A 25,373-nucleotide genomic window follows, 5' to 3' on the forward strand; every position below is an offset into this window, starting at 1 on the left:
GTATTGGCTGAGCAACGCATCGGCCAGAACACGGAAGTCACTTTGCATTTCGCACTGCGCCTGGAGAACGGCGACACGGTCGACAGCACGTTCGACAAAGCCCCGGCGACCTTCAAGGTCGGCGACGGCAACCTGCTGCCGGGTTTTGAAGCGGCGCTGTTCGGTTTCAAGGCCGGCGACAAGCGTACCCTGCAGATCCTGCCGGAAAACGCCTTTGGCCAGCCCAACCCGCAAAACGTGCAGATCATCCCGCGTTCGCAGTTCCAGGACATGGACCTGTCGGAAGGCCTGTTGGTGATCTTTAATGATGCGGCGAATACCGAGCTGCCTGGTGTGGTGAAAACCTTCGATGACGCGCAAGTGACCATCGACTTCAACCACCCGTTGGCCGGTAAAACCTTGACGTTTGACGTTGAAATCATCGACGTTAAAGCGCTCTGATCAACGACGCTGGCTCCTGTGGGGGCTGGTTTATGTGGGAGCTGGCCTGCCTGCGATAGCATCACCTCGGTGTACCTGATACACCCAGTCGTCTGCATCGCGGGCAACCCCGGCGCCCACAGGGGCTCACTCCTGTAGAGTTGAGTTGATCCAATTTCTTGCCCTGCAAGACACGAGGCACAGCATGCAAATCAAACTCGCCAACCCCCGTGGCTTCTGCGCCGGTGTGGACCGGGCGATCGAAATCGTCAATCGCGCCCTGGAAGTCTTCGGGCCGCCGATTTACGTGCGTCATGAAGTCGTCCACAACAAATTTGTGGTTGAAGACCTGCGCGCCCGCGGTGCCATCTTTGTCGAAGAGCTCGATCAGGTGCCGGACGACGTTATCGTCATCTTCAGCGCGCACGGTGTTTCCCAGGCCGTGCGCACCGAGGCTGCCGGCCGCGGCCTCAAGGTATTCGACGCCACCTGCCCCCTGGTGACCAAAGTGCACATCGAAGTCGCGCGCTACAGCCGTGACGGCCGTGAATGCATCCTGATCGGCCATGCCGGCCACCCGGAAGTCGAAGGCACCATGGGCCAGTACGACGCCAGCAATGGCGGCGCGATTTACCTGGTGGAAGACGAAAAAGACGTTGCCAACTTGCAGGTGCAAAACCCCGAGCGGCTGGCCTTTGTCACGCAGACCACCTTGTCGATGGACGATACCAGCCGTGTAATCGACGCCTTGCGCACGCGATTCCCGGCCATTGGTGGCCCGCGCAAAGACGACATCTGCTATGCCACACAAAACCGTCAAGACGCGGTCAAGCAATTGGCGGATGAGTGCGATGTCGTGCTGGTGGTTGGCAGCCCCAACAGCTCCAACTCCAACCGCTTACGCGAACTGGCCGAGCGCATGGCCACGCCGGCCTACCTGATCGACGGCGCTGAAGACATGCAGCGCAGCTGGTTCGACGGTGTCGAGCGTATCGGCATTACCGCGGGCGCGTCGGCGCCGGAAGTGCTGGTGCGCGGTGTGATCCAGCAACTGCAGGCATGGGGTGCCACCGGTGCCGATGAATTGGCTGGCCGTGAAGAGAACATCACGTTCTCCATGCCCAAGGAGCTGCGGGTTCGCTCGCTGCTCTGAGTGCCAAGGTGCCGGAGTCATTCCGGCATAACGCCTGCTCGGTGGTGTCACTGCGCAGGCTGATGCGCCCGCTGGGGCAAGTACCACCTGAAACAGGCTTTGCGCCTGATCCGCGTCGCACACGTGCACAGTGCCTGCACGGAACCCTCCCGCTGAAAAAATCGGCTCGCCCAATCCGCTGAAGCGTACCTCGCTCTTCACGGGCCCATTGCCAACGATCGGTACCTGCCCGCTGTCCTGTCGTTCCAGCAGCACCGGATTGTTCTCGTCCAGGTGGCCGCGTCCGCTTTCGTCCAGTATCACTCGCCATCCCTGGCTCCAGTTTTCATCCCGCGCGTGAATGATTACCGCGCGATTGCGCGCAATGGCCTCGGTGCGCGCATAGCGCATGCCGCTGGCCAAAGCCTGCGCAGCCGTTTGTCGTTGCTGTGACTCGAGCAAGCCTTTGAAACCGGGTACTGCGAGATTTGCCAGGATGCCGCTCAGCAACAGGCTCAGCAGAAGCTCGACCAAGGTGAATCCGCGTTGCGTCATGTGTCGTCCCTCCATGGACGGGTTCACTGTTTCAGGTGACAGGCATAGGTATAGCCGCCAGTTCCTGGCGTGGAGTGATGGCCTTTATGTCCAAAGTATTTCCCTTTGTTCCGGCAGCAGCGCCAGCCGAAAACCGACGCTAGTCTTGGGCCGCACAGCAGGTTTTTCCTGCTTTTCTCCGGCCTTCGACAGGGATGACGACGGTGATGCTTGTTTGCCCTAACCTAAAATTTGCCTGCGTCTTACCTCGTCACCAATCCGGCATGACGCTGATCGAGGTGCTGGTGGCCGTGCTGATTCTTGCGGTCGGGTTGCTGGGCGCGGCGGTGATCCAGCTCAACGCACTCAAATACACCGACAGCTCAAGGATGATCAGCCAGGCCAGTTTCATTGCCTACGACATGCTGGACCGGGTTCGCGCCAACTCGAGCGTCGACTATTCATGGAGCCGAGCCGAAGGCGCGCCGCTCGGTACGGCCAGCGCCAGCGTGCGTGACCTGGACCTGCACGACTTCGAAGCAAATATCGTCGGGTTTGCCGGAGCGAGTGCAAAAGGCTCCGTCGTGGTCAGTGGCAGCGAGGTGACCGTCAGTATCAGTTGGGACGACGCGAGGGGCGCGAACCGCAGCGGCGCACGGGAGACCTTCACCCTCGCCAGTCGCATTGCCAGCGAGTCTGGGGTGGCGCAATGAATCGCTTTGCACGGGGATTCAGCCTGGTGGAGCTGTTGCTGGCGCTGTCTGTCGGGTTGTTGCTGATCCTCGGGGTCAGCCAAGTCGTCATCAGTGTTCGAGCCACCCACGCCAGCCAGCAGGCAGCCATGTTGCTGCAGGATGATGCGCGGTTTGTGCTGGGCAAGATGATTCAGGACATTCGCCAGGCGGGTGTGTTTGGCTGCCTGGCGACGGCCTCTATCGATAATGCGCCGGCGGCCTTTGATCGACCGGTCGGCTGGAGCACCTCGGGCAGCTCGAGGTCACTGACATTAGTCACCGCGGATGCAAGTGGAGAGGGTGGCAGGCCAGACTGGACGGTACTTTCCGACTGCATGACCACGGCCCAGGCCTATGCGGGCAACTCGCCGACGCCCGCGCCTGGCCAGAGCCGGTTTGCGATACGCCAGCTCACCTACACCTTTGAAGCGGGCCAGCTGAAGGTCAGTACACCGGCTGCGCCGGCCAAGGCGGTTCTGGTGGATAACGTACAGGCGTTCGACCTCAGTTTCGGTGTGGCAGCCAAGCCCGGCTCGGCTCGCGTTGCGCGCTATGACCCCACCCCGGCCGACGAATCACTGATACGCAGCGTGCGTATCCGAATGACGCTGCGAGACCCGACGGGGCGCGTTCGGGATCAGGCCTACAGCGTCGTGGCAGCGCTGCGCAACCGGTTGGAGTAGAGCCATCATGCGCAACTTTGACGGCTTCCATCCACGGCAGACGGGCATGGTCCTCTTGATCAGCCTGGTGTTTTTGCTGGTGTTGTCACTGACTGGCCTGGCCTCGATGCAAGGGGCCGTGTCCCAGCAAAGGATTGCCAGCGGCGTCTGGCATCGCAATCAATCATTTCAAAGTGCCGAAAGTGGCCTGAGGTTGGGGGAATCAATGGTCCGTCGCGCGGGGTCGGTGTTGCCGTTATGCCAGTCGACCAGCGCCTGCGCACCGCCACCGGAGTCGTTTTCTGTGGTTGGCGCCGGGCAGCGTTCTGCTTCAGCGGTCAGTTGGGTTGCCTTCAAGGGCGGTCTGTACGGCATTCAAGTGCTGGGGCAGGGCACAGGGCTGACGGGTTTACCTCTGCACACATCTGCCAGGTTATACCGCGTGACGGCGGTGGGCTTCAGTGGCCAATCGCGCACCGTTCTGGAGACGGTCTATGCGCAGGTCAACGAAGCAGCAGGGGCGAGATTTCGTCGGATTTTATGGCGGCAACTTCAATAAGGAGCGTATCAATGGGCAAGGATTGCCGGGGTTTTACCTTGATCGAGTTATTGATCGCTGTCGCGATCATTGCGTTTCTGGCCGGGATCGCTTACCCGGCGTATACCGGGCATGTAAAAAAGGCCTATCGCGCAGAAATCGTTGCGTTGTTGTCCGAGCAAGTCCATTACCTGGAGCGCTTTTACACGCGCAACGGCACTTTTATTGATGCAAGCGGCGTCAGTGCGGGCAATGAACGCTATAGAATCGGCGCTGCATTGAACCCTCAGGACTTCACCCTGGTTGCCACGCCTGCCGTCGGCTCAGCCATGGCAGGCGACCCTTGCGCTGAATTCAGCCTGAGCAGCTCCGGCGTGCGCAGCAACCCGGGCGCGGCACCTGGAATGTCGCGCAAGGCGTGCTGGGGGCAATGATGAGAGTGCTGGATGAGTGGGCGCCCGGTGCGCTTTTCCCTTTTTATCGGCTGGATCAAATGATGGCTAAGCAACAGCAAGTGGTGATTGTCGGTGGCGGAGTAATCGGGTTGTTGACGGCGTACAACCTGGCCACCCAAGGGCAGGCCGTCATACTGCTGGAGCGCTCCGGGCTTGGCCAGGAGTCCTCCTGGGCCGGCGGCGGGATCGTGTCGCCGCTGTATCCGTGGCGCTATAGCCCGGCGGTCACCGCGCTGGCGCATTGGTCCCAGGATTTTTATCCGCAATTGGCCGAACGTCTGTTCGCGGCCACGGGTGTTGATCCAGAGGTTCATACCACGGGCCTGTACTGGCTGGACCTGGAAGACGAGGCCCAGGCGTTGGCCTGGGCTGCCCGCGAGGGACGGCCGCTGAGCAAAGTGGATGTGTCGGCTGCGCACGATGCCGTGCCGGTACTGGGCGGCGGGTATTCCCAGGCGATTTACATGGCGGACGTGGCCAATGTGCGCAACCCGCGCCTGGTCAAATCCCTCAAGGCGGCGCTGTTGGCGCTGCCTGGTGTGACCCTTCATGAGCAGTGCGAAGTGCAGGGTTTTGTACTTGAAGGCGAAGACGTAGTGGGCGTGAATACCGCTGCGGGACCGATTCTTGGCGACCAGATAGTGTTGGCTGCGGGTGCCTGGAGCGGTGAGTTGCTTGGCAAGTTGGGCTTGGCGCTGCCGGTGGAGCCGGTCAAAGGCCAAATGATTTTGTACAAATGCGCCTCGGATTTCCTTTCGAGCATGGTCCTGGCCAAGGGGCGTTATGCGATCCCACGGCGTGATGGGCACATTCTGATCGGCAGCACGCTTGAACACGAAGGGTTCGACAAGACCCCGACCGACTCAGCGCTGGAAAGCCTCAAGGCTTCGGCTGTGGAGTTGATTCCTGCCTTGGCGGACGCCGAGGTCGTGGGGCATTGGGCCGGTTTGCGGCCCGGCTCACCGGAAGGTATCCCTTATATCGGTGAAGTCCCGGGCTTCAAAGGGTTGTGGCTCAATTGCGGGCATTACCGCAATGGCTTGGTGCTTGCGCCGGCATCCTGCCAGTTGTTTGCCGACTTGTTGCTGGGGCATACGCCGATCATTGACCCGGTGCCTTATGCGCCCGCAGGTCGAATCAACGCTGGATAGACTTCGGCCCCTGTTCCAGGTGTGCCTGAGTGCAATACCACTCCTGGCGTGAACTCAGCGCGCGATCCTGCGGCAAGTGCACGCCGCAGTGGGCGCAGCGCACCATCAGGGCTGCGTCAGGCTCGCTGGCGCGTTGCTGCCGGGCGGCCGGGCTTTTGAATTTGCGCCAGAACCATACCGCGGCAGCAATGACGGCAATCCAGAACAGTAGACGAAGCATGATGGGCAGTTTCTCGACAAGGAATGCGCCAGTTTAGCCAAGGTCGTGGCAGGCGCACAGCGCAATAACGCCGGGCAATAAAAAAGGAGCCTCGAAAGGCTCCTTCTTGATGACGCTGGGTGCAATCAGTCGAATACGCCGAACGTCATGTAGCTGAACCACGAACGATCTTCGTTGTTGCCAAGGGCCTGCGGCTCTTGCTCTTCGATCACATCGCCATTCTCGTCATGCGGCTTGAGCTCCGACGGAATTGCTTCCTTGGCGTCCTGGAACTGTTTGATCACGTCCTGGTTGGCGCGGGTTTCGCCCGGCGGCAAGGGTGGACGGGAACTGATCAGGCCCAGGGTGTACTTGCTCAGCCACGAACGGTTGTCTGTTTCGGCAACCCGAGGCACAAACTGGCCGTCTTTCAAGCTTGGCGAGTCTGGGTAGTTGAGCTTCAGGGTTTCCAGGCTGGTGGCTGCCAATGCATCCAGGTGCAATGCCTGGTAAGCCTCGGTCATCACCGCCAGGCCGTCACCCACGGAAGGGGTTTCCTGGAAGTTTTCCACTACATAGCGCCCACGGTTGGCGGCAGCCACGTATGCCTGACGGGTCAGGTAGTAGTCAGCCACGTGAATCTCGTAGGACGCCAGCAGGTTGCGCAGGTAGATCATGCGCTGCTTGGCGTCCGGCGCGTAGCGGCTGTTGGGGTAGCGGCTGGTCAGCTGGGCGAACTCGTTGTAGGAGTCGCGGGCAGCGCCGGGGTCACGCTTGGTCATGTCCAGCGGCAGGAAGCGCGCCAGCAGGCCCACGTCCTGGTCGAACGAGGTCAGGCCCTTCATGTAGTAGGCGTAGTCCACGTTCGGATGCTGCGGGTGCAGGCGGATAAAACGCTCGGCGGCGGACTTGGCAGCTTCCGGCTCGGCGTTCTTGTAGTTGGCGTAGATCAGCTCGAGCTGTGCCTGGTCGGCGTAGCGCCCGAACGGATAACGTGACTCCAGGGCCTTCAGCTTGGCTGTGGCACTGGTGTAGCTATTATTGTCCAAGTCTTTTTGAGCTAATTGATACAGCTCGACTTCGCTCAGGTTTTCGTCGACGACTTCCTTTGTTGACGAGCAAGCAGCAGTCATGGCGAGGATGGCGATCAGCAGCAGGTGTTTCACTTGCATGGCGGCTTGCGTCCCTATGACGGCCGCTGTCTTGGGCGGGGCCGTCCTGTTATGATGAGCGCCCCGTTGAAAGCCTCGGGGCAAAAGACGCCGTATTTAACCACAAGCGCGCAGCCGAAACCAAAGGCTGTGCCACGCCTAGTCTGAGCATGTCCGATAAAATTGAACTTCGCGCAGAGGTGCCGTCCGAATTGGGCGGCCAACGCCTCGATCAAGTCGCCGCACAATTATTCGCTGAGCACTCGCGCTCGCGCCTTTCCGCCTGGATCAAAGACGGCCGCCTGACTGTGGATGGAGCGGTTATCCGCCCGCGAGACATAGTCCATGGCGGTGCGATTCTTGAGCTGACTGCCGAGCAGGAAGCCCAGGGAGAATGGGTCGCCCAGGACATCGAGCTGGACATCGTCTATGAAGACGACGACATCCTGGTCATCAATAAACCCGCAGGCCTGGTGGTTCACCCGGCCGCCGGGCACGCTGATGGCACCTTGCTCAATGCCTTGCTGCACCACGTGCCGGACATCATCAATGTACCGCGCTGCGGCATCGTGCACCGCCTGGACAAGGACACCACCGGCTTGATGGTGGTGGCCAAGACCATCCAGGCCCAGACGCAACTGGTCACACAGTTGCAGAGCCGTAGCGTCAGCCGCATCTACGAGTGCATCGTGATCGGCGTGGTGGTGGCGGGTGGCAAGATCAACGCCCCTATCGGCCGCCACGGCCAGCAGCGTCAGCGTATGGCGGTGATGGAAGGCGGCAAGCAGGCCGTCAGCCACTACCGTGTGCTGGAGCGTTTCCGGTCCCACACTCACGTGCGGGTCAAGCTGGAAACCGGCCGTACGCACCAGATCCGCGTGCACATGGCGCACATTAACTTCCCGTTGGTCGGAGATCCGGCCTACGGCGGTCGCTTCCGTATTCCGCCGGCGGCGAGTCAGACCATGGTTGAATCGCTGAAATCCTTCCCGCGTCAGGCACTGCATGCACGTTTCCTGGAGCTGGATCATCCGACGAGCGGTAAGCGAATGAGCTGGGAATCGCCTCTTCCAGACGATCTGGTCTGGTTGTTGTCGCTGCTCAAGCAGGATCGCGAGGCGTTTATCGGATGAATGACTGGCTGATTCCTGACTGGCCTGCGCCGGCTCAGGTTAAAGCCTGCGTCACCACCCGTGCGGGCGGCGTCAGTCTGGCGCCGTTCGACAGCCTCAACCTGGGCGATCGTGTTGATGACAGCCTGGAAGCCGTCCTTGAAAATCGCCGTCGCCTGACCGATGCCTTTGATATTCAGCCCGCGTGGCTGCGCCAAGTTCACGGGGTGACCGTGGTCGAGGCTGACCCCTCGCGCATCGCCGAAGCCGATGGCAGCTGGACCAGCACGCCTGGTATCGCCTGCACATCCATGACTGCCGACTGCCTGCCCGCGTTGTTCTGCAACCGCGCCGGTACTCGCGTGGCGGCCGCCCATGCCGGTTGGCGTGGGCTGGCAGCGGGTGTGCTCGAAGCGGCTTTCGAAAGCCTGGGCTGCGAGCCTGCCGATGTATTGGTCTGGCTGGGCCCTGCCATTGGCCCGCAAGCCTTTGAGGTCGGCCCGGAGGTGCGTGAAGCCTTCATGCAGCAGCTGCCAACGACCGCCGAAGCCTTCGTGCCAAGCCACAATCCCGCCAAGTACATGGCCGACATCTACCAGTTGGCGCGCCTGCGGCTCGCCGCACGTGGAATCACCGCTGTCTATGGTGGCGGTTATTGCACCGTGACTGACCCGCGCTTCTTTTCTTACCGTCGCAGCCCTCGCACGGGTCGATTTGCCTCCCTTATCTGGCTTGAGCGCTAGACTCTCTTGACTTGGGTCAACGCTGATCCACATCCACGATAGCCCGCTTGAATCTTGCAGAATCCACCCCATCTATAGGGGTATCTGGCAGGTTTCTTCATTCAGGATGCGTTTTTCGCGAGCAAGCTCGCTCGCACATAGCTCCGGCCTGCTCAAAAGGAAGGTGACTAATGCGTATTGATCGTTTAACCAGCAAATTGCAGTTAGCTCTATCGGACTCCCAATCCCTGGCGGTCGGCCTCGACCATCCGGCCATTGAGCCTGCGCACTTGATGCAGGCGCTTCTGGAACAGCAAGGTGGTTCTATCAAGCCCTTGCTGATGCAGGTGGGCTTTGACGTCAACAGCCTGCGCAAAGAGTTGAGCAAAGAGCTCGACCAACTGCCAAAAATCCAAAACCCTACCGGCGACGTGAACATGTCGCAGGACCTGGCGCGCCTGCTTAACCAGGCAGATCGCCTGGCTCAGCAAAAAGGTGATCAGTTCATCTCCAGCGAACTGGTACTGCTCGCGGCGATGGACGACAACAGCAAGCTTGGCAAATTGCTGCTGGGCCAGGGCGTGAGCAAAAAGGCCCTGGAAAACGCCATCAACAACCTGCGTGGCGGCGAGGCGGTGAATGACCCCAACCACGAGGAGTCGCGCCAGGCCCTGGACAAATACACGGTCGACCTGACCAAGCGCGCCGAAGAGGGCAAGCTTGACCCGGTGATTGGCCGTGATGACGAAATTCGTCGCACCATCCAGGTGCTGCAACGCCGCACCAAGAACAACCCGGTGCTGATCGGTGAACCTGGCGTGGGTAAAACCGCGATTGCCGAAGGCCTGGCCCAGCGCATCATTAATGGTGAAGTGCCGGACGGTCTTAAAGGCAAGCGTCTGCTGTCTTTGGACATGGGCTCGCTGATCGCCGGCGCCAAGTTCCGTGGCGAGTTCGAAGAGCGCCTGAAATCCCTGCTTAATGAACTGTCGAAGCAGGAAGGGCAGATCATTCTGTTCATCGACGAACTGCACACCATGGTCGGCGCCGGTAAAGGCGAGGGCTCGATGGATGCCGGCAACATGCTCAAGCCCGCATTGGCGCGCGGTGAGCTGCATTGCGTTGGCGCCACCACGCTGAACGAGTATCGCCAGTACATCGAGAAAGACGCAGCCCTTGAGCGTCGTTTCCAGAAAGTGCTGGTGGAAGAACCCAGCGAAGAAGACACCATCGCGATCCTGCGTGGCCTGAAAGAACGCTATGAGGTCCACCACAAGGTGGCGATCACTGACGGCGCGATTATTGCGGCGGCCAAATTGAGCCATCGCTACATTACTGACCGCCAGTTGCCGGACAAGGCCATCGACTTGATCGACGAAGCGGCCAGCCGTATTCGCATGGAGATCGACTCCAAGCCGGAAGTGCTCGACCGTCTGGATCGGCGCCTGATTCAGCTGAAGGTTGAGTCCCAGGCCCTGAAGAAAGAAGAAGACGAGGCTGCGAAGAAACGCCTGGAAAAACTCCAGGAAGAAATCGTGCGTCTGGAGCGTGAATATTCAGACCTCGAGGAAATCTGGACTTCGGAAAAAGCCGAGGTGCAGGGTTCTGCGCAGATCCAGCAAAAGATCGAGCAGTCCCGTCAGGAGCTGGAAGCCGCGCGCCGTAAAGGTGACCTGAACCGCATGGCCGAGTTGCAGTACGGGGTGATCCCGGACCTGGAGCGCAGCCTGCAAATGGTCGACCAGCATGGTAAGCCCGAGAACCAATTGCTGCGCAGCAAGGTGACCGAGGAAGAAATCGCCGAAGTCGTTTCGAAGTGGACCGGTATTCCGGTGTCGAAAATGCTCGAAGGCGAGCGTGACAAGTTGCTGAAGATGGAAAGCCTGTTGCACCAGCGCGTCATCGGCCAGGAAGAGGCCGTGGTGGCTGTGTCCAACGCGGTACGGCGTTCCCGGGCCGGCTTGTCCGACCCGAACCGTCCGAGCGGCTCGTTCATGTTCCTCGGCCCGACCGGCGTGGGTAAGACCGAGCTGTGCAAGGCTTTGGCTGAGTTCCTGTTTGATACCGAAGAGGCCATGGTGCGGATCGATATGTCCGAATTCATGGAGAAACACTCGGTGGCTCGCTTGATCGGCGCCCCACCAGGCTACGTGGGCTACGAAGAGGGTGGTTACCTGACCGAAGCCGTGCGTCGCAAGCCTTACTCGGTGATCCTGCTGGACGAGGTCGAGAAGGCCCACCCGGATGTGTTCAACATCTTGCTGCAGGTGCTGGAAGATGGCCGTTTGACGGACAGCCACGGGCGTACCGTGGATTTCCGTAATACGGTGATCGTGATGACCTCCAACCTGGGCTCGGCGCAGATTCAGGAGTTGGTGGGTGATCGCGAGGGCCAGCGCGCTGCGGTGATGGATGCACTGACCACTCATTTCCGTCCGGAATTTATCAACCGGGTCGATGAAGTGGTGATCTTCGAGCCTCTGGCGCGGGATCAGATCGCGGGCATCACCGAGATCCAGTTGGGGCGCCTGCGCGGCCGCTTGGCCGAGCGCGAGCTCGATCTGGAGCTGAGCAGCGAGGCGTTGGACAAGCTGATCGCGGTGGGTTACGACCCGGTGTATGGCGCACGGCCACTGAAACGTGCGATCCAGCGCTGGATCGAGAACCCATTGGCGCAGTTGATCCTGTCGGGCAGCTTCATGCCGGGCACCAGCGTCACGGCGACTGTGGAAAACGACGAAATCGTCTTCCACTAAGCCCAGCCTGTATGGCTATAAGAGGAGGCCCCGCATTGCGGGGCCTTTTTTTTCGATAGGGCGTTGAACTGTAAGGCAAAGGCTTGTAAAGTGCGCCCCGCAGCAACGTCAGCCCACGGGTTTCTTCTCCCCAAGAAGAAATCAGAAAGAAGCGCAAATCATTGTCTTAAAAGCAATTTAAAGGGTTGACAGGGGTTTTTAAGATTGTAGAATAGCGCGCCTCAGAGACATGAACGTAGCGATACGGACAAGCCGAAGAGAACGTTTCAACGCAGTAAAGTTACACATTTGAAATATGCAGTTCCGTGATAGCTCAGTCGGTAGAGCAAATGACTGTTAATCATTGGGTCCCAGGTTCGAGTCCTGGTCACGGAGCCAATTTCAAAACCGGGGTATAGCGCAGTCCGGTAGCGCGCCTGCTTTGGGAGCAGGATGTCAGGAGTTCGAATCCCCTTACCCCGACCATTTTTGGGTCGTTAGCTCAGTTGGTAGAGCAGTTGGCTTTTAACCAATTGGTCGTAGGTTCGAATCCCACACGACCCACCATTTTTGAGACCAGTTAACGCTGGGATCAGATCTTAAGATCAGAGGTCAAAAGCCCTGGTCGCAGAAGGCGACTGAAAGGTCGCCTTTTTTTTACCGGGGTATAGCGCAGTCCGGTAGCGCGCCTGCTTTGGGAGCAGGATGTCAGGAGTTCGAATCCCCTTACCCCGACCATATTAAAAATCCTCGTATCGAAAGATACGGGGATTTTTTTTGCCTGTTGTTTGGCCTCACTTGTGCGAATTCCAAACAGATATTGTGCTGATGGGTGCGTTGGTGAACTGGTCGCGGCCTCCTAGACTGGGCCTCGTCCATTCACTCGCCTCAAGGAATCTGCATGATGACCCTCACCCCAGCCGCTCACCCTGTCCGTTCGCTATCTGCCGTACTCAAGTCCACGCTTGTTGGCTTCGGTATGATGGTGGGCCTCGGCCATTACGCTGTCGCCGCCGAAACAGCCACACACCCGCAGCCGACCATTCGCGCGATGTTGGGGGCGAAGCCGACTGACCGTCTTGACCCGAAAACCACCGCGTTGGTGGTCATCGACTTCCAGAATGAATACTTCACCGGCCGCATGCCGATCCCTGACGGCATGAAAGTCCTGGAAAACACCCAGCGTCTGATCAAGTTTGCCGACAAGGAAAACATCCAAGTCATTCACGTGCAGCACATTGCCCCGGACGACGCGGCGGTCTTCGCCAAGAATGGCAAGACCGTCGATTTTCACCCGCTGATGAAGCCACGTGCACAAGACACGCTTGTGCAGAAGACCACGGTCAGCGTGTTTGCCAGCACCGATCTGGATGCGCAATTGAAGAAAGCCGGCGTCAAAACCCTGATTATCAGTGGCCTGATGACTCACGCCTGTGTCGCTGGCGCCGCCCGTGACGCCGCGCCGTTGGGCTATGACGTTGTGGTAGCATCCGATGCCAGTGCCACACGGGCTATTACCCGCGCCGATGGCCGTTCGGTAACCAAGGATGAGTTGCACAACTCGGCACTGGCTGAAATCGAAGACACCTTCGGTTCGGTGCTGACCACCTCGCAAATTATCGCTTTGCCGGTTAACTGATTCCCCTGACCAGCTTGGGATCGCCTGCTTCATGAACCAGTTATCTGCCATGCGCGCCTTTCGGTGCATCGTCGAAGCCAAGGGTTTTTCTGCAGCCGCAGAGCGCCTGGAGACCACGCATTCGACGATATCCCGGCAATTGCAGCAATTGGAGATTGAGCTGGGCGCCCAACTGATCAACCGCAACACGCGACGCTTCAGTCTGACGGGTGCCGGGGAGCAGTACTACGCAGCGTGCGTGGATATCCTTGATCGTCTCGACGCCGCATCCCAGGCCATCGCCCACGGGCACCAACGCCCCGAAGGCCTGCTGAGAGTCAGTGTGCCGCTGGTGGTGGGCACACTGGATCTGCCGCACTGGCTACCGGGTTTTCAACGACGCTATCCGGATATTGAGCTGCAGCTGTGCTGTGATGATCAGTTCGTCGACCTGGTGGCCGACGGGTTTGATGTCGCGATACGCATTGCCAGCGCCTTGGCGGATACGTCATTGATTGCCCGCACGTTGACGATTTCCAGCCAGGTTCTGGTCGCGTCGCCGAGCTACATCGGTCGCCATGGGTTGCCCCGTTCGGCGCAGGAGCTCGACAACCATCACTTGCTGACTTTCATTGGTGCGTCGTCGGATTGGCAACTGAGCGCGGCGCGTGGCGCGGTGGTTACGGTCATCCCATCGGGGCGGTTCAGCACCAACACCATCAGCGCGTTGCACGCGGCCACGTTGGCGGGGGCGGGCATTGCGTGTTTCACCCAGGCCACAGTGCACAGCGACTTGGCGCACGGTCAGCTTGTGCGAATTCTACCCAATTATTCATTGGGTGAGCGGCACTATTACGCCCTTTATCCACAGTCCCGGCACCTGGCGCCGAAGGTGCGGGCGTTTGTCGACTATATGGCTGAGTTCTACCAGCAGCTCTAGCCCAATAAAAAATCCCCCTATCGTGTGATAGGGGGATTTTTTTGCTGCCGTTCAGTCAATCAGTGCAGCTTGAGCCTTGGTTCGGTCCCGCGCCCGATCTTGCTGCCAAGCATCAGCATGGCCGTGCGGAAGAAACCGTACAACGCCATCTGGTGCATGCGGTACAGCGATACATAGAACATCCGCGCCAGCCAGCCTTCCAGCATCACGCTGCCGGTCAGGTTACCCATCAAGTTACCCACCGCCGAGAAACGTGACAGCGAGATCAGCGAGCCGTAGTCGGTGTACTTGTAGGACGGCAGTTCCTTGCCTTCAATCCGCAGTTTCAGCGACTTGGCCAGCAACGAAGCCTGCTGGTGAGCGGCCTGTGCGCGGGGCGGTACATTGCGGTCGGTGCCTGGTTGCGGGCAGGCGGCGCAGTCGCCGAAGGCGAAGATATTTTCGTCGCGGGTAGTCTGCAGCGTCGGCAACACCTGCAATTGGTTGATGCGGTTGGTTTCCAGGCCGTCGATGTCCTTGAGGAAGCCTGGCGCGCGAATCCCGGCGGCCCACACCTTCAAGCTGGCCGGAATGACCTGGCCGCTGCTGGTGATCAGTGCGTCGGCCGTCACTTCGCTGACCGCCGAATTGGTCAGCACCGTGACCCCGAGTTTCTCCAGGGTTTTATGCACCGGCCCGCCAATTCGTTCCGGCAGCGCAGGCAAAACCCGTGGGCCGGCTTCGATCAGGGTGATGTGCATGTTTTCCGGTTTGATCTTGTCCAGGCCGTACGCTGCCAGCTCGTGGGCGGCGTTATGCAGCTCGGCAGCCAGCTCAACACCGGTGGCGCCGGCGCCGACGATGGCGACGCTGATCTGTTCAATGGTATCGGTCTGCCCGGCATGGGCGCGCAGGTAGTGGTTGAGCAACTGCTGGTGGAAACGCTCGGCCTGTTTGCGTGTGTCCAGGAACAGGCAGTGTTGCGCTGCGCCCTCGGTGCCGAAGTCATTGGTGGTGCTGCCGACTGCGATCACCAGGCTGTCATAGCCCAGCACGCGCGCAGGCACCAGTTCGCGGCCTTCTTCGTCAAGGGTGGCGGCCAGCTGAATTTTTTTCTGTTCACGGTCAAGCCCGCTCATGCGCCCCAGCTGAAACTCGAAGTGGTTCCATTTGGCTTGGGCGACGTAGTTGAGTTCGTCTTCCGAAGAGTTCAGCGAGCCGGCAGCCACTTCGTGCAGCAGTGGCTTCCAGATATGGGTCAGGTTGGTGTCCACCAGCGTGATGTTGGCGGTGCCGCGCTTGCCCAGAGTCTTACCCAGGCGGGTAGCCAACTCCAGGCCGCCGGCGCCGCCGCCGACGATAATAATACGATGGGTCATGGGGATATCTCGCAAGGCTAAAAGAAATCGGAGCAGTTACCCTCGCGAGCGCCAGGCAGCTCATAGCGTCAGGTAACTCAAAAGGCGGCTCAGCAGACCGAGCCCGATCACCGCCACCAGCACCACACCAAGGAGCAGCCACGGCCGGAAAGGCTTGCGCTCGACTCGGTTCTGGGAGAGTTGCAGGTACTCTTCGACATGCTGTTGGTCATCGGGGTTCAGGCGGCTGGTCATAAAGGCCTCGTCAGGTAGACGTTGCAAAAGGGCGCCACGTTACAGTCGGGAGATTGGCGGTATCGCCACAAGCGTAGCCTGTGCCTGCGTCACAGGCTGATGCCCACGTCGAATACTATGCTGCGGCCCAAGTTGTTGCGCAAGAAATCCGGGGCATCAGGATGAGCGAACAGCACGCGGGCAAAGGTCGGCCCGACCAGCGACAGCGAGCGCCAGCCCTGGCGCAGGTATTCGGTGGGAGGCGGAAAATGGCTGTTGAGGTCCAGCACTTCGCGCTTGAGACTGGCGAAGGCGATGAGGTCCAGCTCGCCCAGGTCAATGCCACGTTCTTTGTAGTTATGCGCTTTTTTGCGCAGCGTCGGCGCCAGGCGCAACAGGAACTCATGGGCGGGGATACGCCGCGGCTTGGCTTCGCGCCGGACCAACTGGCTCAGGGAAAATGCGCTGCGTCGGCGCAGCAACTCATCGCGCCATTCGTCGTTCAGGCGCCGGCCTTCATCCAGTACAAAAAACACCTCGAAACTGGCGTCGCGAAACAACACATCCGGCGGTTCTTGACCGGCGGCATGAAACTCCTCGGCCCGGTAGGGCACATTCAAGCCTTGCAGCAGGCGTTGGCAGACCCAACGCTCACGCTCCCATTTGCGGGCATTGGACAGGAACGCATTGGCTTGTTCGGCCGCTACGGTGAGCAGGCGCAAGTAATCTGAGTCATCCATATTTGCAGCTTAGCGTCCAAATGATGACCGCAGGAAGTCTTGCTTTAAACGGCCGGTGTAGACTGGCTACTCGACCCTCATCCGAATCAAGGAGTCTGCGGTGAAGTTTTTCGTGGTGCTGTTGCTGAGCCTTTTACCGTTGTGGGCCCAAGCTGTTGAGGTCGGTGAGCGCGTGGCGCCATGGACCCTGCTCGACCAGTTCGACCAGGCCTACACCCTGGATGACCAAGCGCAGATTCTGCTGGTAGCCCGCAGCATGGACGCCGCCAAGCGGGTAGATGCCGCGCTGCAAGGCCAGCCCAAGGGCTACCTCGAAGCGCGCCACGCGGTGTTCATCGCCGATATCCAGCGCATGCCCCGGCTCATCGCCAAGCTGTTCGCCGTGCCGGCGATGCAGGCCTACAACTACCGGGTCATGCTGGACCGTGATGCGCGTATCGCCCCGCGTTACCCAGGGGCTGTGGATAAAGTGCTGTGGCTGCAACTCGATAACGGCAAGTTGATTGCTCAGCACGAATACAGCTCCGCCGACGAGCTGCGCCAGGCACTGGAGCAGGTGAAGCCGTGATCAGTGCCGCCGTGCTGGCGCCGCAAACTCTCAGCATCGGCTGGCTGTTGTATGCGCCCGTGGTGATGTGGGCAATCCTGCGCTCGCCATGGGTCGAGCTGTTTGCCGACCGGCGGCGTCAGCATCTGCTGTTTGGTACGGTGTTCGCGCTGTTCATGTTGTGGCTGGTGCGGCGCGATTTCGATACTGGCGTTTCCTACCACTTTATCGGCATGACCGCCGTGACCCTGCTGCTCGACTGGCCTCTGGCAATCGTCGGCGGGTTGGCGGCGCAGTTCGGGTTGGTGCTGCTGGGGCGTCAGGACCTGGCCGCCGTCGGGGTCAATGGCCTGCTGCTGATCGTGTTGCCGGTACTGATCACGGAAGGCTGTGCAGTGCTGGTAGAGCGCGCCCAACCCCGCAATCCCTTTGTGTATATCTTCTGCTCGGGCTTTTTTGCCGCCGCGCTGTCGGCGCTGCTCTGCTTGCTGGCTGCGCTGGGGTTGCTGTGGTTAGACGGCCGTTTCGCGATGCCGGAGTGGCTGGAAGACTTCATCGGCTACCTGTGGCTGATCATCTTCCCCGAAGCCTTTATCAACGGCATGGTCATCAGCGCTCTGGTGGTGTTTTGCCCGGAGTGGCTTGAGACCTTCAACCGTACGCGCTACCTCTCTGCGCCATGGAAAGACGACGATTCGCGGCGTTGACCCAGATCAAATCCCGGCCGGCCACACAGGCCCATGCTCTGCGAAATTTATGGAGGAGCGTGGGGCATGAGTGTGTACGAATGGGCACGGCAGGAGTTGCGCAGAAGTCAGGACGCCGCGCAGGAAATCGGTTTCGACCCAGGCTTGACCTTGCGCGCCATGCTCAGCGCCGTGGTGCAGCAGAGTAAAGGCGTACGCAGTTTCGAAGACCTGGCCGACGAGCTGCAATACCTTGCAGAGAATCTCGACGACCAGCAGGAATACGCCTTTATGCGGCCTTAGTGCTTAGGCTGAAAGTCTTCGGAGAACAGGTCGTCTTCGGCATCCGGGCTGACCGGAATCTTGTGCTCTTCCGATGCCCAGGCGCCCAGGTCGATGAGTTTGCAACGGTCCGAGCAAAACGGCCGATTGAGGTTGTCTGTTTTCCATTCCACGGGTGCACCGCAGGTTGGGCAGTCGACGGTCATAGGTTGGCTCATGATCGGCCTCCACGCAAAGTAAGGTAAAAGTGGTGCAGTCGCTCGACCTCGCTGTGCAGCCAGGCGAGGTCCTGGTCATTGACCAGTACGTCATCGGCATGGTTCAGGCGGTCTTCACGGCTGGACTGGGCCTTCAGAATCGCCTGCACCTGCTGTTCGCTGATGCCGTCGCGCTGCAGGGTACGCTGAATCTGCAGTGATTGCGGCACGTCAATCACCAGGATGCGCTGGGTCATGCTGTACTGGCCGGACTCGATCAGCAGCGGTGACACCAGGATTGCGTAAGGCGACCGCGCGCGCGCCAGATGGCTGCGAATCTCCTCGCCGATCAGCGGGTGCAGCAAGGCTTCCAGCCAGCGGCGTTCTTGCGGGACCTCGAAGATCAGTTTGCGCAACGCGGCGCGGTCCAGTTGGCCGTCGGGTAACAGCACGCCTGCACCGAAGTGCTCGGCGATTTGCGCCAGTGCCGGGCGGCCGGGCTCAACCACCCAGCGAGCCGCATGGTCGGCGTCGACCAGGTCGATGCCCAAATCCATGAAGTGCTGGGCGGCCGCGCTTTTGCCGCTGCCGATGCCGCCGGTGAGGCCAAGAATCCAGGGTGTTGCAACAGAAGTGGTCATTTGAAACCGACAGACTGCAAATAGAAGTCGGTTATTTGACCACCCCAGAGCAATGCAATCCAGCCGGCAATCGCCAGACACGGACCAAACGGCATTGGGGCCGACGCCTGGGGCTTGCGCAAGCGCAGCAGGATGAGCCCGGCAAGCACCCCGAGCAACGAAGACATCAGCAGTGTCATCGGCAGAATCTGCCAGCCACCCCAGGCGCCGAGCAAGGCCAACAACTTGAAATCGCCATAGCCCATGCCGTCCTTGCCGGTGATCACCTTGAACAGCCAGAACACCGTCCACAGGCTCATATACCCAATGACCGCACCCCAGAGCGCATCCGGCAGCGTCACCAGCAAGCCAACACTGTTGAGGATCAGCCCCAGCCATAACAGCGGCAGCACCAGAACGTCGGGCAGCAGCTGATGATCCACATCGATCAGGCTCATCGCCAGCAACCCCCAGCTCAGCAGCATCACCGCGCCGGCTTGCCAGCCGAAGCCGAAATGCCAGGCCACCGCCGCCGAGACCAGCGCGCCGGCAAGTTCGGTGAACGGGTAGCGGGCACTGATAGGTTCTCGGCAATGGGCACAACGGCCCTTGAGCAGCAGGTAGCTGAGCAGAGGAATATTTTCCCACGCGCGAATCGGATGATTGCATCGGGGGCAGCAGGAATGGGGGCGCATCAGGTTGTAAGCCGGGCCCGCAGGGTCAGCAGGCAAACCGAGCACCTCCTGGGCCTGGGCGCGCCATTCGCGCTCGAGCATTTTCGGCAGGCGCCACACCAGCACATTGAGGAAACTGCCGACAATCAGGCCCAGCACCAGCGCCATCCCGATAAAGAGCCACGGTTGTTCATTCAGCAACGGGTTCAAAATGCCGACCCCAGCTGGAACACTGGCAGGTACATGGCGATCACCAGTGCGCCGACGATGCCGCCCAATACCACTATGATCAGGGGCTCCATCAGGCTGGTGAGGTTATCGACCAGGTTTTGCACATCGGCCTCGTAGTGATTGGCGACTTTTTCCAGCATGCGATCCAGGGTTCCCGATTCTTCCCCGATGGCCGTCATCTGGATTGCCATACTGGGAAACAGGCGGCTGTTGGCCATGGATTGGTGCAACTGCATGCCAGTGGATACATCGTGACGCATATGCTCTATCGCCTGTTTGAACAACCCATTTCCGACCGCCCCCGCCACGCAATCCAGCGCCTGCACCAACGGCACGCCCGCGGCGAAAGTCGTTGAGAGTGTGCGGGCGTAGCGGGCAACCGCGGTTTTTTTCAGCAGTGTGCCTGCCAGGGGCGCGTTCAACAAACCGAGGTCCAGCCAACGGCGAAAACCGGAAGATGCCCGATAGGCGTGGCGCAGCCCGATAATTGTCGCGGCCAAACCCAGTGCCACCATCCACCAGGCACGCTGCAGGAACTCGGACAAGGCAATGACACTCAGCGTGAAGCCTGGCAGTTTGCCATCGACGCCGGCGAACAGGTTCTGGAACTGCGGCACCACGTGGATCAGCAAGACCGTGCTGACCAGGCCTGCAACCACGATGACGGCGATGGGGTAGGTCATGGCCTTCTTGATGCGCGCCTTGAGCTGCTGGCTTTTCTCCAGATGGATGGCAACGCGCTCCAGCAGCGTTTCCAGGGCGCCGGCGTGCTCGCCGGCGGCAATCAGGTGGCAATACAGGTCATCGAAATAGCGCGGTTGTTTTTTCAGCGCTGCCGCCAGGTTGTTGCCGGCAGCGATTTCCTGTTTCAAGCCCTTTATCAGCTCGCGCATCAGGCGGTTGTCGAAGCCTTCGCCAATAATGTCGAACGCTTGCAACAGCGGTATGCCAGCCTTCAGTAATGTCGCCAGCTGGCGGGTGAACAGGGCAATATCGGCGGGTTTTATCGGCGGGGCGAAGCTTGGCAGGCGTGGGGTTTTCTTGCGGATACGGCCGGGGCAAATCCCTTGCTCGCGCAGTTGTGCCTTGATCAGCGCCAGGTTCTGGCCTGTGGTTTGCCCGCAGACTCTGCGTCCTTTGCGGTTGATGCCTTCCCAGGCGTAGATCGTTGCAGCGTCATTCATGTCACGTTTCCGCACGCAGGTCGTTGAAGATTTATAGCTTAGTCAGGTGAGGGATTCGGACAGGCTGGCGAGGAAGGATAAAATGTCAGATTGTGCGTCTTGCAGGCGATTGGTCGTGCGTGGATGAGTACACTGGCGCCGTTGCACAATGCGGGGCGCAGGACGCGCCTTGTGAGGGTTTCTATTCTGGAGAGTGAATGTGATGCGTCAGAAAGGCTTTACCTTGATCGAGCTGTTGATCGTCGTGGCAATCATCGGCATTTTGGCCACTATCGGTTTGCCCATGTATACCAAGCACCAGGCCAAGGCCAAGTTCACCGCGGGGTTGGCTGAAGTCTCCGCGCTGAAGGCAGGTTTCGAGGACACCCTCAATCAGGGCACCGTACCGACCCTGGCCTTGATCGGTGGCACCAGTCCCACCGCCAATTGCAAGATCGACGTGGCAGGCGATGTGGCCACCGGCACAGGCTCCATCAGCTGTGAAATTCTTGATGCGCCTGCGCCCGTGCTGGGCAAGACCATCACGTTGACGCGCAGCGCCACCACGGGCTGGAAGTGCGCGACCACGGCTGAAGCGCAATACGTTGCCAAAGGCTGCGGCGCCGACGGGGCCTGACGGCCGTCGGGCGGTAGGCGAGTTAGTTGCCGCCTGCCCAATGCGGTGCTAGCTTTAGCCCACCGCCCGTGTAGCTCAGCCGGTAGAGCAGCGCACTCGTAACGCGAAGGTCGCAGGTTCGATTCCTGTCTCGGGCACAAGGCAACACTGTTGAAAAAACGCAACACTGTTTCAAAAGGCAGCACTGTTTTCAGATGATCCCAGAATGGTTCTGAAGGCCAGACGAGCCGGCATTCATGCTTGCTCTTTCGTATCTGCGCAACCTTGATGACCCAGATGCATCCCCATTCCTCGATCTAAGAGAACAACATGACCACATCAGAAATGACCCAGGAAGCGCGGCACGAAGCAGCCCTCAAAAAGTACGTTGCGGAGTCGCCGGAACTGCTGGATGAGATCAAGGACCTGAGCGCCGATGATCAAAGGGACCAGATCCAATGGTCATTTGAGGATGAGGCCGAGGCCCAGGGCCTGCAGCCATGGGAATTAACCCTCAAGTACACGTCGACGCCGGAAGAGTTCGAGGCCGCACGCCTGGCCTTGCACAAGGAGGCCGCCGAGGTGCTGGGTGTCGACTGGAACGAGTATTGCGGGATGAACAACCTCGCGATCTGAAACACTGTGCAGGCGCCGGCTTGCCGGCGCTTACATTAAAACGTCAGATGCTCAGCCGCATCGACAAGTCCACCGCCTTCACATCCTTGGTCATCGCGCCGATGGAGATGTAGTCCACTCCGGTTTGGGCGATGGGCAGCAGCGTGGTTTCATTGATCCCGCCGCTGGCCTCCAGCTTGGCCTTGCCCGCATTCAGGCGCACGGCCTCACGCATGTCATCCAGGCTCAATTCGTCGAGCATGATGATATCGGCGCCCGCCGCCAGCGCTTCGCGCAGTTCCTCCAGGCTTTCCACTTCGATTTCCACGGGCTTGCCCGGCGCGATCTTGTGCGCGGCGGTAATCGCCTGCGCAATCCCGCCGCACGCCGCGATATGGTTTTCCTTGATCAGGAAGGCGTCATACAACCCGATGCGGTGGTTATGACAACCGCCGCAGGTCACGGCGTATTTCTGCGCCAGGCGCAGGCCCGGCAGGGTTTTGCGGGTGTCCAGCAGCTTGACCTGGGTCGTGGCGACGAAATCCGCCAGGTACTGAGCGCGCGTGGCGACGCCTGACAGCATCTGCAGAAAATTCAGCGCGCAGCGTTCGCCGCTGAGCAGTGAGCGGGCAGGGCCCTCAAGGTGGAACAGCGCCTGGTTGGGGCTGACACGCTCACCGTCGGCAACCTGCCAATGCACCGCGACCCGCGGATCGAGCTGACGGAACACCGCATCGACCCAGGCCGTACCGGCGATGACGGCCGCATCGCGGGTGATGATCGTCGCCTTGGCCAGCCGTTCGGCCGGAATCAATTGCGCAGTGATGTCGCCGCTGCCGATGTCTTCCAGCAGTGCACGGCGCACGTTGGCTTCGATTTCGGCGGTGAGGTCGGCAAGACGGAGATTCGGCATAACAGGCTCCACAAACAAAGTGCCTCGGATTATAGGGGCAGCGCGCCTGTGAACCCAGACTCAACACTCATTTACAGAGCAATGGCAGAGTTCACTGGCGCAACTACCCTTATTTGCAAGATAATCCTGCGCCTTGCAATTGGCGTCATAGCTTTGACGTCCTGGTGACAACCGGTTTTCGCAGCCCCCATCGGACCTGTAGCTGATCGCTCCCCACCCCAACACCGCCGTTTCAGGAGGCCAGGATGCACAATGACGGAAAGGTGGTGCCAATCAACAAGGCGCACCCCACGCCATCGCCGCTTGCGCGCCTGCCGGTGGTGTTGCTGCAGGTTCGCGACAAGGCTGCCCAACAGTTGCAGCAAGGTCTGCAGGAACTGTTCGATAACGCCGATGACACGCTGTTCGAAATGGCCGACAAGGCCCGCAGCAATGTTGACCATCACATCTTCTTTGAAGCGATGCGTGACTTGCGCCTCAAGCGCAAAAATTTTGAGCGCGTGTTCATGGCGCAGTTGTTCGCCGCTTTCGCCAGTCTGGGCCATGCAGAGCCAGGCGAGGCGCATTTGGTGCCGGTGGTGTCGTATGAGGCGGCGCCCGGCACGTCCAGCGACGAACTGGAAAAGGCCGTTGCGCTGGAGGCCATGCTCGGCCGGGTGCGACATCGCGATGGCCTGGCGCTGGGCCAACTGACCGCGCGCCTGAGTGCATTGCTTGGCAAGCCTCTGAGCGAGCGCGACAACCCGTTGGGTCCGGCGCTGCTTTGCGAGTTCTTTTTGCGCGCGGGGCGCAGCCTGGGCGTAGAGATTCGCGTCAAGCTGATCATGCTCAAACTGTTTGAAAAGTACGTGCTCAGTGACGCCGACCAATTGTTCTGCGAAGCCAATCAGTTGCTGGTCGCCACCGGGGTTTTGCCCGAACTCAAGGCGGTGCCCTCGCGTCGCCCTGGCGGGCGTGCCGCCCGTGACCAGCAGCGAGAAGGCAACCCGCCAGCCATCGACCCGCCCCTGGATGAGAACGGCCAGCAAGCCTTCGCCGCCTTGCAGGTGTTGTTGGCGGCGGTGCGAGGCAGCGTGGCGCCGACCCTGGAAGCCTGCGCCGAACCGCAACCCATTGCCTCGCGCGACCTGCTGCGCCTGCTCTCGCACCTGCAACAATATGTGCCTGAACCTGAGGCCGAAGACGACTTCGACCTGCGTAACCAGCTTGAACAACTGTTGACCCGCGTCAGCGTCAAGAGCGGCAAGTCGCGTGTGGTGGAAGGCGCCGATGAAGACGTGATCAATCTGGTCGCCTTGCTGTTCGAGTTCATCCTCAATGATCGCACCGTGCCTGATGCGTTCAAGGGCTTGATCGCGCGCTTGCAGATTCCGATGTTGAAAGTGGCGGTGCTGGACAAGAGCCTCTTCAGCCGCGCCTGCCACCCGGCGCGTCGACTGCTTAATGAAATCGCCTCGGCTGCCATGGGCTGGAGCCCGCACGAGGGCTATCAGCGCGACAGCCTGTACTTGCATATTGAGCATGTGGTGCAGTGTTTGTTGAATGATTTCGTCGAAGACCTGACGATTTTTTCCCAACTGCTGGCGCAGTTCACTGCGTTCACCTCGGATGAACAACGCCGTAGCGCGTTGCTTGAACAACACACCCGTGAGGCCGAAGAAGGGCGCATACGCACGCAAGCCGCACGTGACCGTGTGGCCGATCTGCTCAATCGGCGCTTGCTCGGCAAGGTCTTGCCGCAATCGGTGGTGCGGTTTCTTCAGCAGGCCTGGAGCCAGGTGCTGTTGTTGGCCTGCCTCAAGCACGGCGAACAGTCGGTGCAGTGGCAGGCGGGCGTGCGCACCATGGACGAGTTGATCTGGAGTGTGGGCCTGCAGACAGACACCGAGGCCGGCCGGCACCTGCTGGAGCAACTGCCCGGGCTGCTCACGGCTTTGCGCAACGGCTTGACCAGCGCGGCGTTCGACCCTTTCAGCACCCGTGAGTTTTTTGTTCAATTGCAGGCCATGCATGTTCAGTCGGCCGAAGGCGAGTGCATCGACGCGCTGATCAAGGTGCGTGAGCCGTTTTCGTTCAGTGTCGGGTTGCCTGATTCAATACAGCACTTGCCGAGCGATGACCCGGACCTGCTCAAGGCTCACCAACTGCGTGTCGGTGGCTGGTTTGAGTTCCAGCAAGACGAAAACACAGCGTTGCGCTGCAAGTTGACGGCGATCATGGCCCCGTCCAATAGCTACATTTTTGTCAGCCGTACCGGCCTCAAAGTCCTTGAAAAAAGTGCCGACCAGTTGGCCATGGCATTCAAGCGCGGGGCCTTGCGTACCTTGGACGACGGGCTGCTGTTCGACCGCGCACTGGCGTGCGTGGTGGGCAACCTGCGTCAACTCAATCGCGGCAAGTGATCGCAACCGCAGG

The 25,373-nt window shown here is 60.1% G+C and carries 28 protein-coding genes, 5 tRNA genes and 1 pseudogene; 23 read left to right on the plus strand and 11 right to left on the minus strand.

Annotation, left to right across the window (positions count from 1 at the left end; all coding sequences use genetic code 11):
• Positions 1 to 3 precede the first annotated feature (3 nt).
• Together fkpB and ispH are read left to right on the plus strand one after the other, a co-directional pair.
• A complete protein-coding gene (gene fkpB / locus ABWL43_RS03940) occupies positions 4 to 441 on the plus strand; it encodes an FKBP-type peptidyl-prolyl cis-trans isomerase (protein ID WP_010213263.1) in 438 nt (145 codons plus the stop codon).
• Between the two features lie 184 nt (positions 442 to 625).
• Positions 626 to 1,573, plus strand: a complete 948-nt coding sequence (gene ispH / locus ABWL43_RS03945; protein ID WP_083360219.1) for a 4-hydroxy-3-methylbut-2-enyl diphosphate reductase — start codon at positions 626 to 628, stop codon at positions 1,571 to 1,573.
• On the opposite strand, the pseudogene ABWL43_RS03950 reads toward ispH, so the two are convergent.
• Positions 1,527 to 2,107: pseudogene (locus ABWL43_RS03950) on the minus strand (GspH/FimT family pseudopilin). The gene ispH and the pseudogene ABWL43_RS03950 sit on opposite strands and share 47 nt — an antisense overlap.
• Before the next feature lie 206 nt (positions 2,108 to 2,313).
• On the opposite strand from ABWL43_RS03950, the gene pilV reads away from it, so the two are divergent.
• The 5 genes from pilV to thiO all read left to right on the plus strand — a co-directional run bounded on the left by pilV (position 2,314) and on the right by thiO (position 5,626).
• Positions 2,314 to 2,799 carry a type IV pilus modification protein PilV gene (pilV, locus tag ABWL43_RS03955; protein WP_404486823.1) on the plus strand — a complete coding sequence of 162 codons (486 nt, stop codon included), beginning with the start codon at positions 2,314 to 2,316 and terminating at the stop codon, positions 2,797 to 2,799.
• The gene (locus ABWL43_RS03960) at positions 2,796 to 3,503 is read left to right on the plus strand and encodes a PilW family protein (protein WP_404486825.1); all 708 of its coding nucleotides are present in this window, start codon (positions 2,796 to 2,798) and stop codon (positions 3,501 to 3,503) included. The genes pilV and ABWL43_RS03960 overlap by 4 nt, the downstream gene beginning before the upstream one ends.
• A 7-nt stretch (positions 3,504 to 3,510) precedes the next feature.
• A complete protein-coding gene (locus ABWL43_RS03965) occupies positions 3,511 to 4,041 on the plus strand; it encodes a PilX N-terminal domain-containing pilus assembly protein (protein WP_404486827.1) in 531 nt (176 codons plus the stop codon).
• 11 nt (positions 4,042 to 4,052) lie between these two features.
• Positions 4,053 to 4,454, plus strand: a complete 402-nt coding sequence (locus ABWL43_RS03970) for a type IV pilin protein (protein WP_404486829.1) — start codon at positions 4,053 to 4,055, stop codon at positions 4,452 to 4,454.
• A gap of 62 nt (positions 4,455 to 4,516) precedes the next feature.
• Positions 4,517 to 5,626 (plus strand): glycine oxidase ThiO, encoded by a 1,110-nt coding sequence (thiO, locus tag ABWL43_RS03975; RefSeq protein WP_404486831.1) that lies wholly within the window; start codon positions 4,517 to 4,519, stop codon positions 5,624 to 5,626.
• On the opposite strand, the gene ABWL43_RS03980 is transcribed toward thiO, so the two are convergent.
• Positions 5,613 to 5,846, minus strand: a complete 234-nt coding sequence (locus tag ABWL43_RS03980; RefSeq protein ID WP_092240641.1) for a PP0621 family protein — start codon at positions 5,844 to 5,846, stop codon at positions 5,613 to 5,615. The two genes, thiO and ABWL43_RS03980, sit on opposite strands and share 14 nt — an antisense overlap.
• Before the next feature lie 125 nt (positions 5,847 to 5,971).
• Positions 5,972 to 6,997: an outer membrane protein assembly factor BamD gene (locus ABWL43_RS03985; protein WP_106578596.1), complete on the minus strand. Its 1,026-nt coding sequence runs from the start codon at positions 6,995 to 6,997 to the stop codon at positions 5,972 to 5,974.
• A gap of 149 nt (positions 6,998 to 7,146) precedes the next feature.
• On the opposite strand from ABWL43_RS03985, the gene rluD reads away from it, so the two are divergent.
• The 9 genes from rluD (at position 7,147) to ABWL43_RS04030 (ending at position 14,103) form a co-directional block, all read left to right on the plus strand.
• The gene (gene rluD, locus ABWL43_RS03990) at positions 7,147 to 8,109 is read left to right on the plus strand and encodes a 23S rRNA pseudouridine(1911/1915/1917) synthase RluD (protein ID WP_005784662.1); all 963 of its coding nucleotides are present in this window, start codon (positions 7,147 to 7,149) and stop codon (positions 8,107 to 8,109) included.
• Complete coding sequence (pgeF, locus tag ABWL43_RS03995; protein WP_404486834.1) at positions 8,106 to 8,831, plus strand: peptidoglycan editing factor PgeF; 726 nt, start codon at positions 8,106 to 8,108, stop codon at positions 8,829 to 8,831. The genes rluD and pgeF overlap by 4 nt, the downstream gene beginning before the upstream one ends.
• A gap of 170 nt (positions 8,832 to 9,001) precedes the next feature.
• Positions 9,002 to 11,566, plus strand: a complete 2,565-nt coding sequence (gene clpB, locus ABWL43_RS04000) for an ATP-dependent chaperone ClpB (protein WP_242194788.1) — start codon at positions 9,002 to 9,004, stop codon at positions 11,564 to 11,566.
• A 302-nt stretch (positions 11,567 to 11,868) separates the two neighbouring features.
• Positions 11,869 to 11,944 (plus strand) — tRNA-Asn (locus tag ABWL43_RS04005).
• A 10-nt stretch (positions 11,945 to 11,954) separates the two neighbouring features.
• Positions 11,955 to 12,031, plus strand: a tRNA-Pro gene (locus tag ABWL43_RS04010).
• A 5-nt stretch (positions 12,032 to 12,036) separates the two neighbouring features.
• Positions 12,037 to 12,112 (plus strand) — tRNA-Lys (locus tag ABWL43_RS04015).
• Positions 12,113 to 12,206: 94 nt separating this feature from the next.
• Positions 12,207 to 12,283: transfer RNA gene (locus ABWL43_RS04020), tRNA-Pro, on the plus strand.
• 166 nt (positions 12,284 to 12,449) lie between these two features.
• The gene (locus ABWL43_RS04025; protein WP_404488366.1) at positions 12,450 to 13,184 is read left to right on the plus strand and encodes a cysteine hydrolase family protein; all 735 of its coding nucleotides are present in this window, start codon (positions 12,450 to 12,452) and stop codon (positions 13,182 to 13,184) included.
• 31 nt (positions 13,185 to 13,215) lie between these two features.
• The gene (locus ABWL43_RS04030) at positions 13,216 to 14,103 is read left to right on the plus strand and encodes a LysR family transcriptional regulator (RefSeq protein ID WP_404486836.1); all 888 of its coding nucleotides are present in this window, start codon (positions 13,216 to 13,218) and stop codon (positions 14,101 to 14,103) included.
• Positions 14,104 to 14,162: 59 nt separating this feature from the next.
• Here the strand turns inward: ABWL43_RS04030 and ABWL43_RS04035 are convergent, their stop codons facing one another.
• The 3 genes from ABWL43_RS04035 to ABWL43_RS04045 form a co-directional block, all read right to left on the minus strand.
• Positions 14,163 to 15,461 (minus strand): NAD(P)/FAD-dependent oxidoreductase, encoded by a 1,299-nt coding sequence (locus ABWL43_RS04035; RefSeq protein WP_404486838.1) that lies wholly within the window; start codon positions 15,459 to 15,461, stop codon positions 14,163 to 14,165.
• 60 nt (positions 15,462 to 15,521) lie between these two features.
• Complete coding sequence (locus tag ABWL43_RS04040) at positions 15,522 to 15,695, minus strand: DUF3094 family protein (protein ID WP_064450648.1); 174 nt, start codon at positions 15,693 to 15,695, stop codon at positions 15,522 to 15,524.
• A gap of 89 nt (positions 15,696 to 15,784) precedes the next feature.
• Positions 15,785 to 16,414 (minus strand): DUF1780 domain-containing protein, encoded by a 630-nt coding sequence (locus ABWL43_RS04045; RefSeq protein WP_145165302.1) that lies wholly within the window; start codon positions 16,412 to 16,414, stop codon positions 15,785 to 15,787.
• A gap of 100 nt (positions 16,415 to 16,514) precedes the next feature.
• On the opposite strand from ABWL43_RS04045, the gene ABWL43_RS04050 reads away from it, so the two are divergent.
• The 3 genes from ABWL43_RS04050 (at position 16,515) to ABWL43_RS04060 (ending at position 17,950) form a co-directional block, all read left to right on the plus strand.
• Positions 16,515 to 16,982 (plus strand): FAD/FMN-containing dehydrogenase, encoded by a 468-nt coding sequence (locus ABWL43_RS04050; RefSeq protein ID WP_404486840.1) that lies wholly within the window; start codon positions 16,515 to 16,517, stop codon positions 16,980 to 16,982.
• A complete protein-coding gene (locus tag ABWL43_RS04055; protein WP_242194780.1) occupies positions 16,979 to 17,668 on the plus strand; it encodes an energy-coupling factor ABC transporter permease in 690 nt (229 codons plus the stop codon). The genes ABWL43_RS04050 and ABWL43_RS04055 overlap by 4 nt, the downstream gene beginning before the upstream one ends.
• A gap of 66 nt (positions 17,669 to 17,734) precedes the next feature.
• Positions 17,735 to 17,950 (plus strand): hypothetical protein, encoded by a 216-nt coding sequence (locus tag ABWL43_RS04060; RefSeq protein ID WP_003171680.1) that lies wholly within the window; start codon positions 17,735 to 17,737, stop codon positions 17,948 to 17,950.
• On the opposite strand, the gene yacG is transcribed toward ABWL43_RS04060, so the two are convergent.
• From yacG to ABWL43_RS04080, 4 genes are read right to left on the minus strand one after another with little or no spacing between them, the layout of a single operon-like run.
• Positions 17,947 to 18,147: a DNA gyrase inhibitor YacG gene (yacG, locus tag ABWL43_RS04065; protein WP_106578604.1), complete on the minus strand. Its 201-nt coding sequence runs from the start codon at positions 18,145 to 18,147 to the stop codon at positions 17,947 to 17,949. The two genes, ABWL43_RS04060 and yacG, sit on opposite strands and share 4 nt — an antisense overlap.
• Positions 18,144 to 18,767, minus strand: a complete 624-nt coding sequence (gene coaE / locus ABWL43_RS04070; protein ID WP_262210097.1) for a dephospho-CoA kinase — start codon at positions 18,765 to 18,767, stop codon at positions 18,144 to 18,146. The genes yacG and coaE overlap by 4 nt, the downstream gene beginning before the upstream one ends.
• Positions 18,764 to 19,630 carry a prepilin peptidase gene (locus ABWL43_RS04075; RefSeq protein ID WP_404486844.1) on the minus strand — a complete coding sequence of 289 codons (867 nt, stop codon included), beginning with the start codon at positions 19,628 to 19,630 and terminating at the stop codon, positions 18,764 to 18,766. Before ABWL43_RS04075 ends, coaE begins: the two co-directional genes overlap by 4 nt.
• Entirely contained in the window at positions 19,627 to 20,835 is a 1,209-nt protein-coding gene (locus ABWL43_RS04080; protein ID WP_404486846.1) for a type II secretion system F family protein, read from the minus strand. Before ABWL43_RS04080 ends, ABWL43_RS04075 begins: the two co-directional genes overlap by 4 nt.
• A 202-nt stretch (positions 20,836 to 21,037) precedes the next feature.
• Here ABWL43_RS04080 and ABWL43_RS04085 point away from each other — a divergent pair, with 202 nt between their 5' ends.
• From ABWL43_RS04085 to ABWL43_RS04095, 3 genes are all read left to right on the plus strand, one after another.
• Entirely contained in the window at positions 21,038 to 21,451 is a 414-nt protein-coding gene (locus ABWL43_RS04085) for a pilin (protein WP_277933556.1), read from the plus strand.
• 64 nt (positions 21,452 to 21,515) lie between these two features.
• Positions 21,516 to 21,588, plus strand: a tRNA-Thr gene (locus tag ABWL43_RS04090).
• Between the two features lie 172 nt (positions 21,589 to 21,760).
• Positions 21,761 to 22,066 (plus strand): DUF6388 family protein, encoded by a 306-nt coding sequence (locus ABWL43_RS04095; protein ID WP_242194771.1) that lies wholly within the window; start codon positions 21,761 to 21,763, stop codon positions 22,064 to 22,066.
• Positions 22,067 to 22,109: 43 nt separating this feature from the next.
• Here ABWL43_RS04095 and nadC read toward each other — a convergent pair whose 3' ends face one another.
• Entirely contained in the window at positions 22,110 to 22,958 is an 849-nt protein-coding gene (nadC, locus tag ABWL43_RS04100; RefSeq protein ID WP_145165288.1) for a carboxylating nicotinate-nucleotide diphosphorylase, read from the minus strand.
• 245 nt (positions 22,959 to 23,203) lie between these two features.
• On the opposite strand from nadC, the gene ABWL43_RS04105 reads away from it, so the two are divergent.
• Positions 23,204 to 25,360 (plus strand): DUF1631 domain-containing protein, encoded by a 2,157-nt coding sequence (locus ABWL43_RS04105; protein WP_404486848.1) that lies wholly within the window; start codon positions 23,204 to 23,206, stop codon positions 25,358 to 25,360.
• The last annotated feature ends 13 nt before the right edge of the window (positions 25,361 to 25,373 follow it).

The organism is Pseudomonas sp. HT11 (assembly GCF_044875395.1).
Classification (GTDB): Bacteria; Pseudomonadota; Gammaproteobacteria; order Pseudomonadales; family Pseudomonadaceae; genus Aquipseudomonas.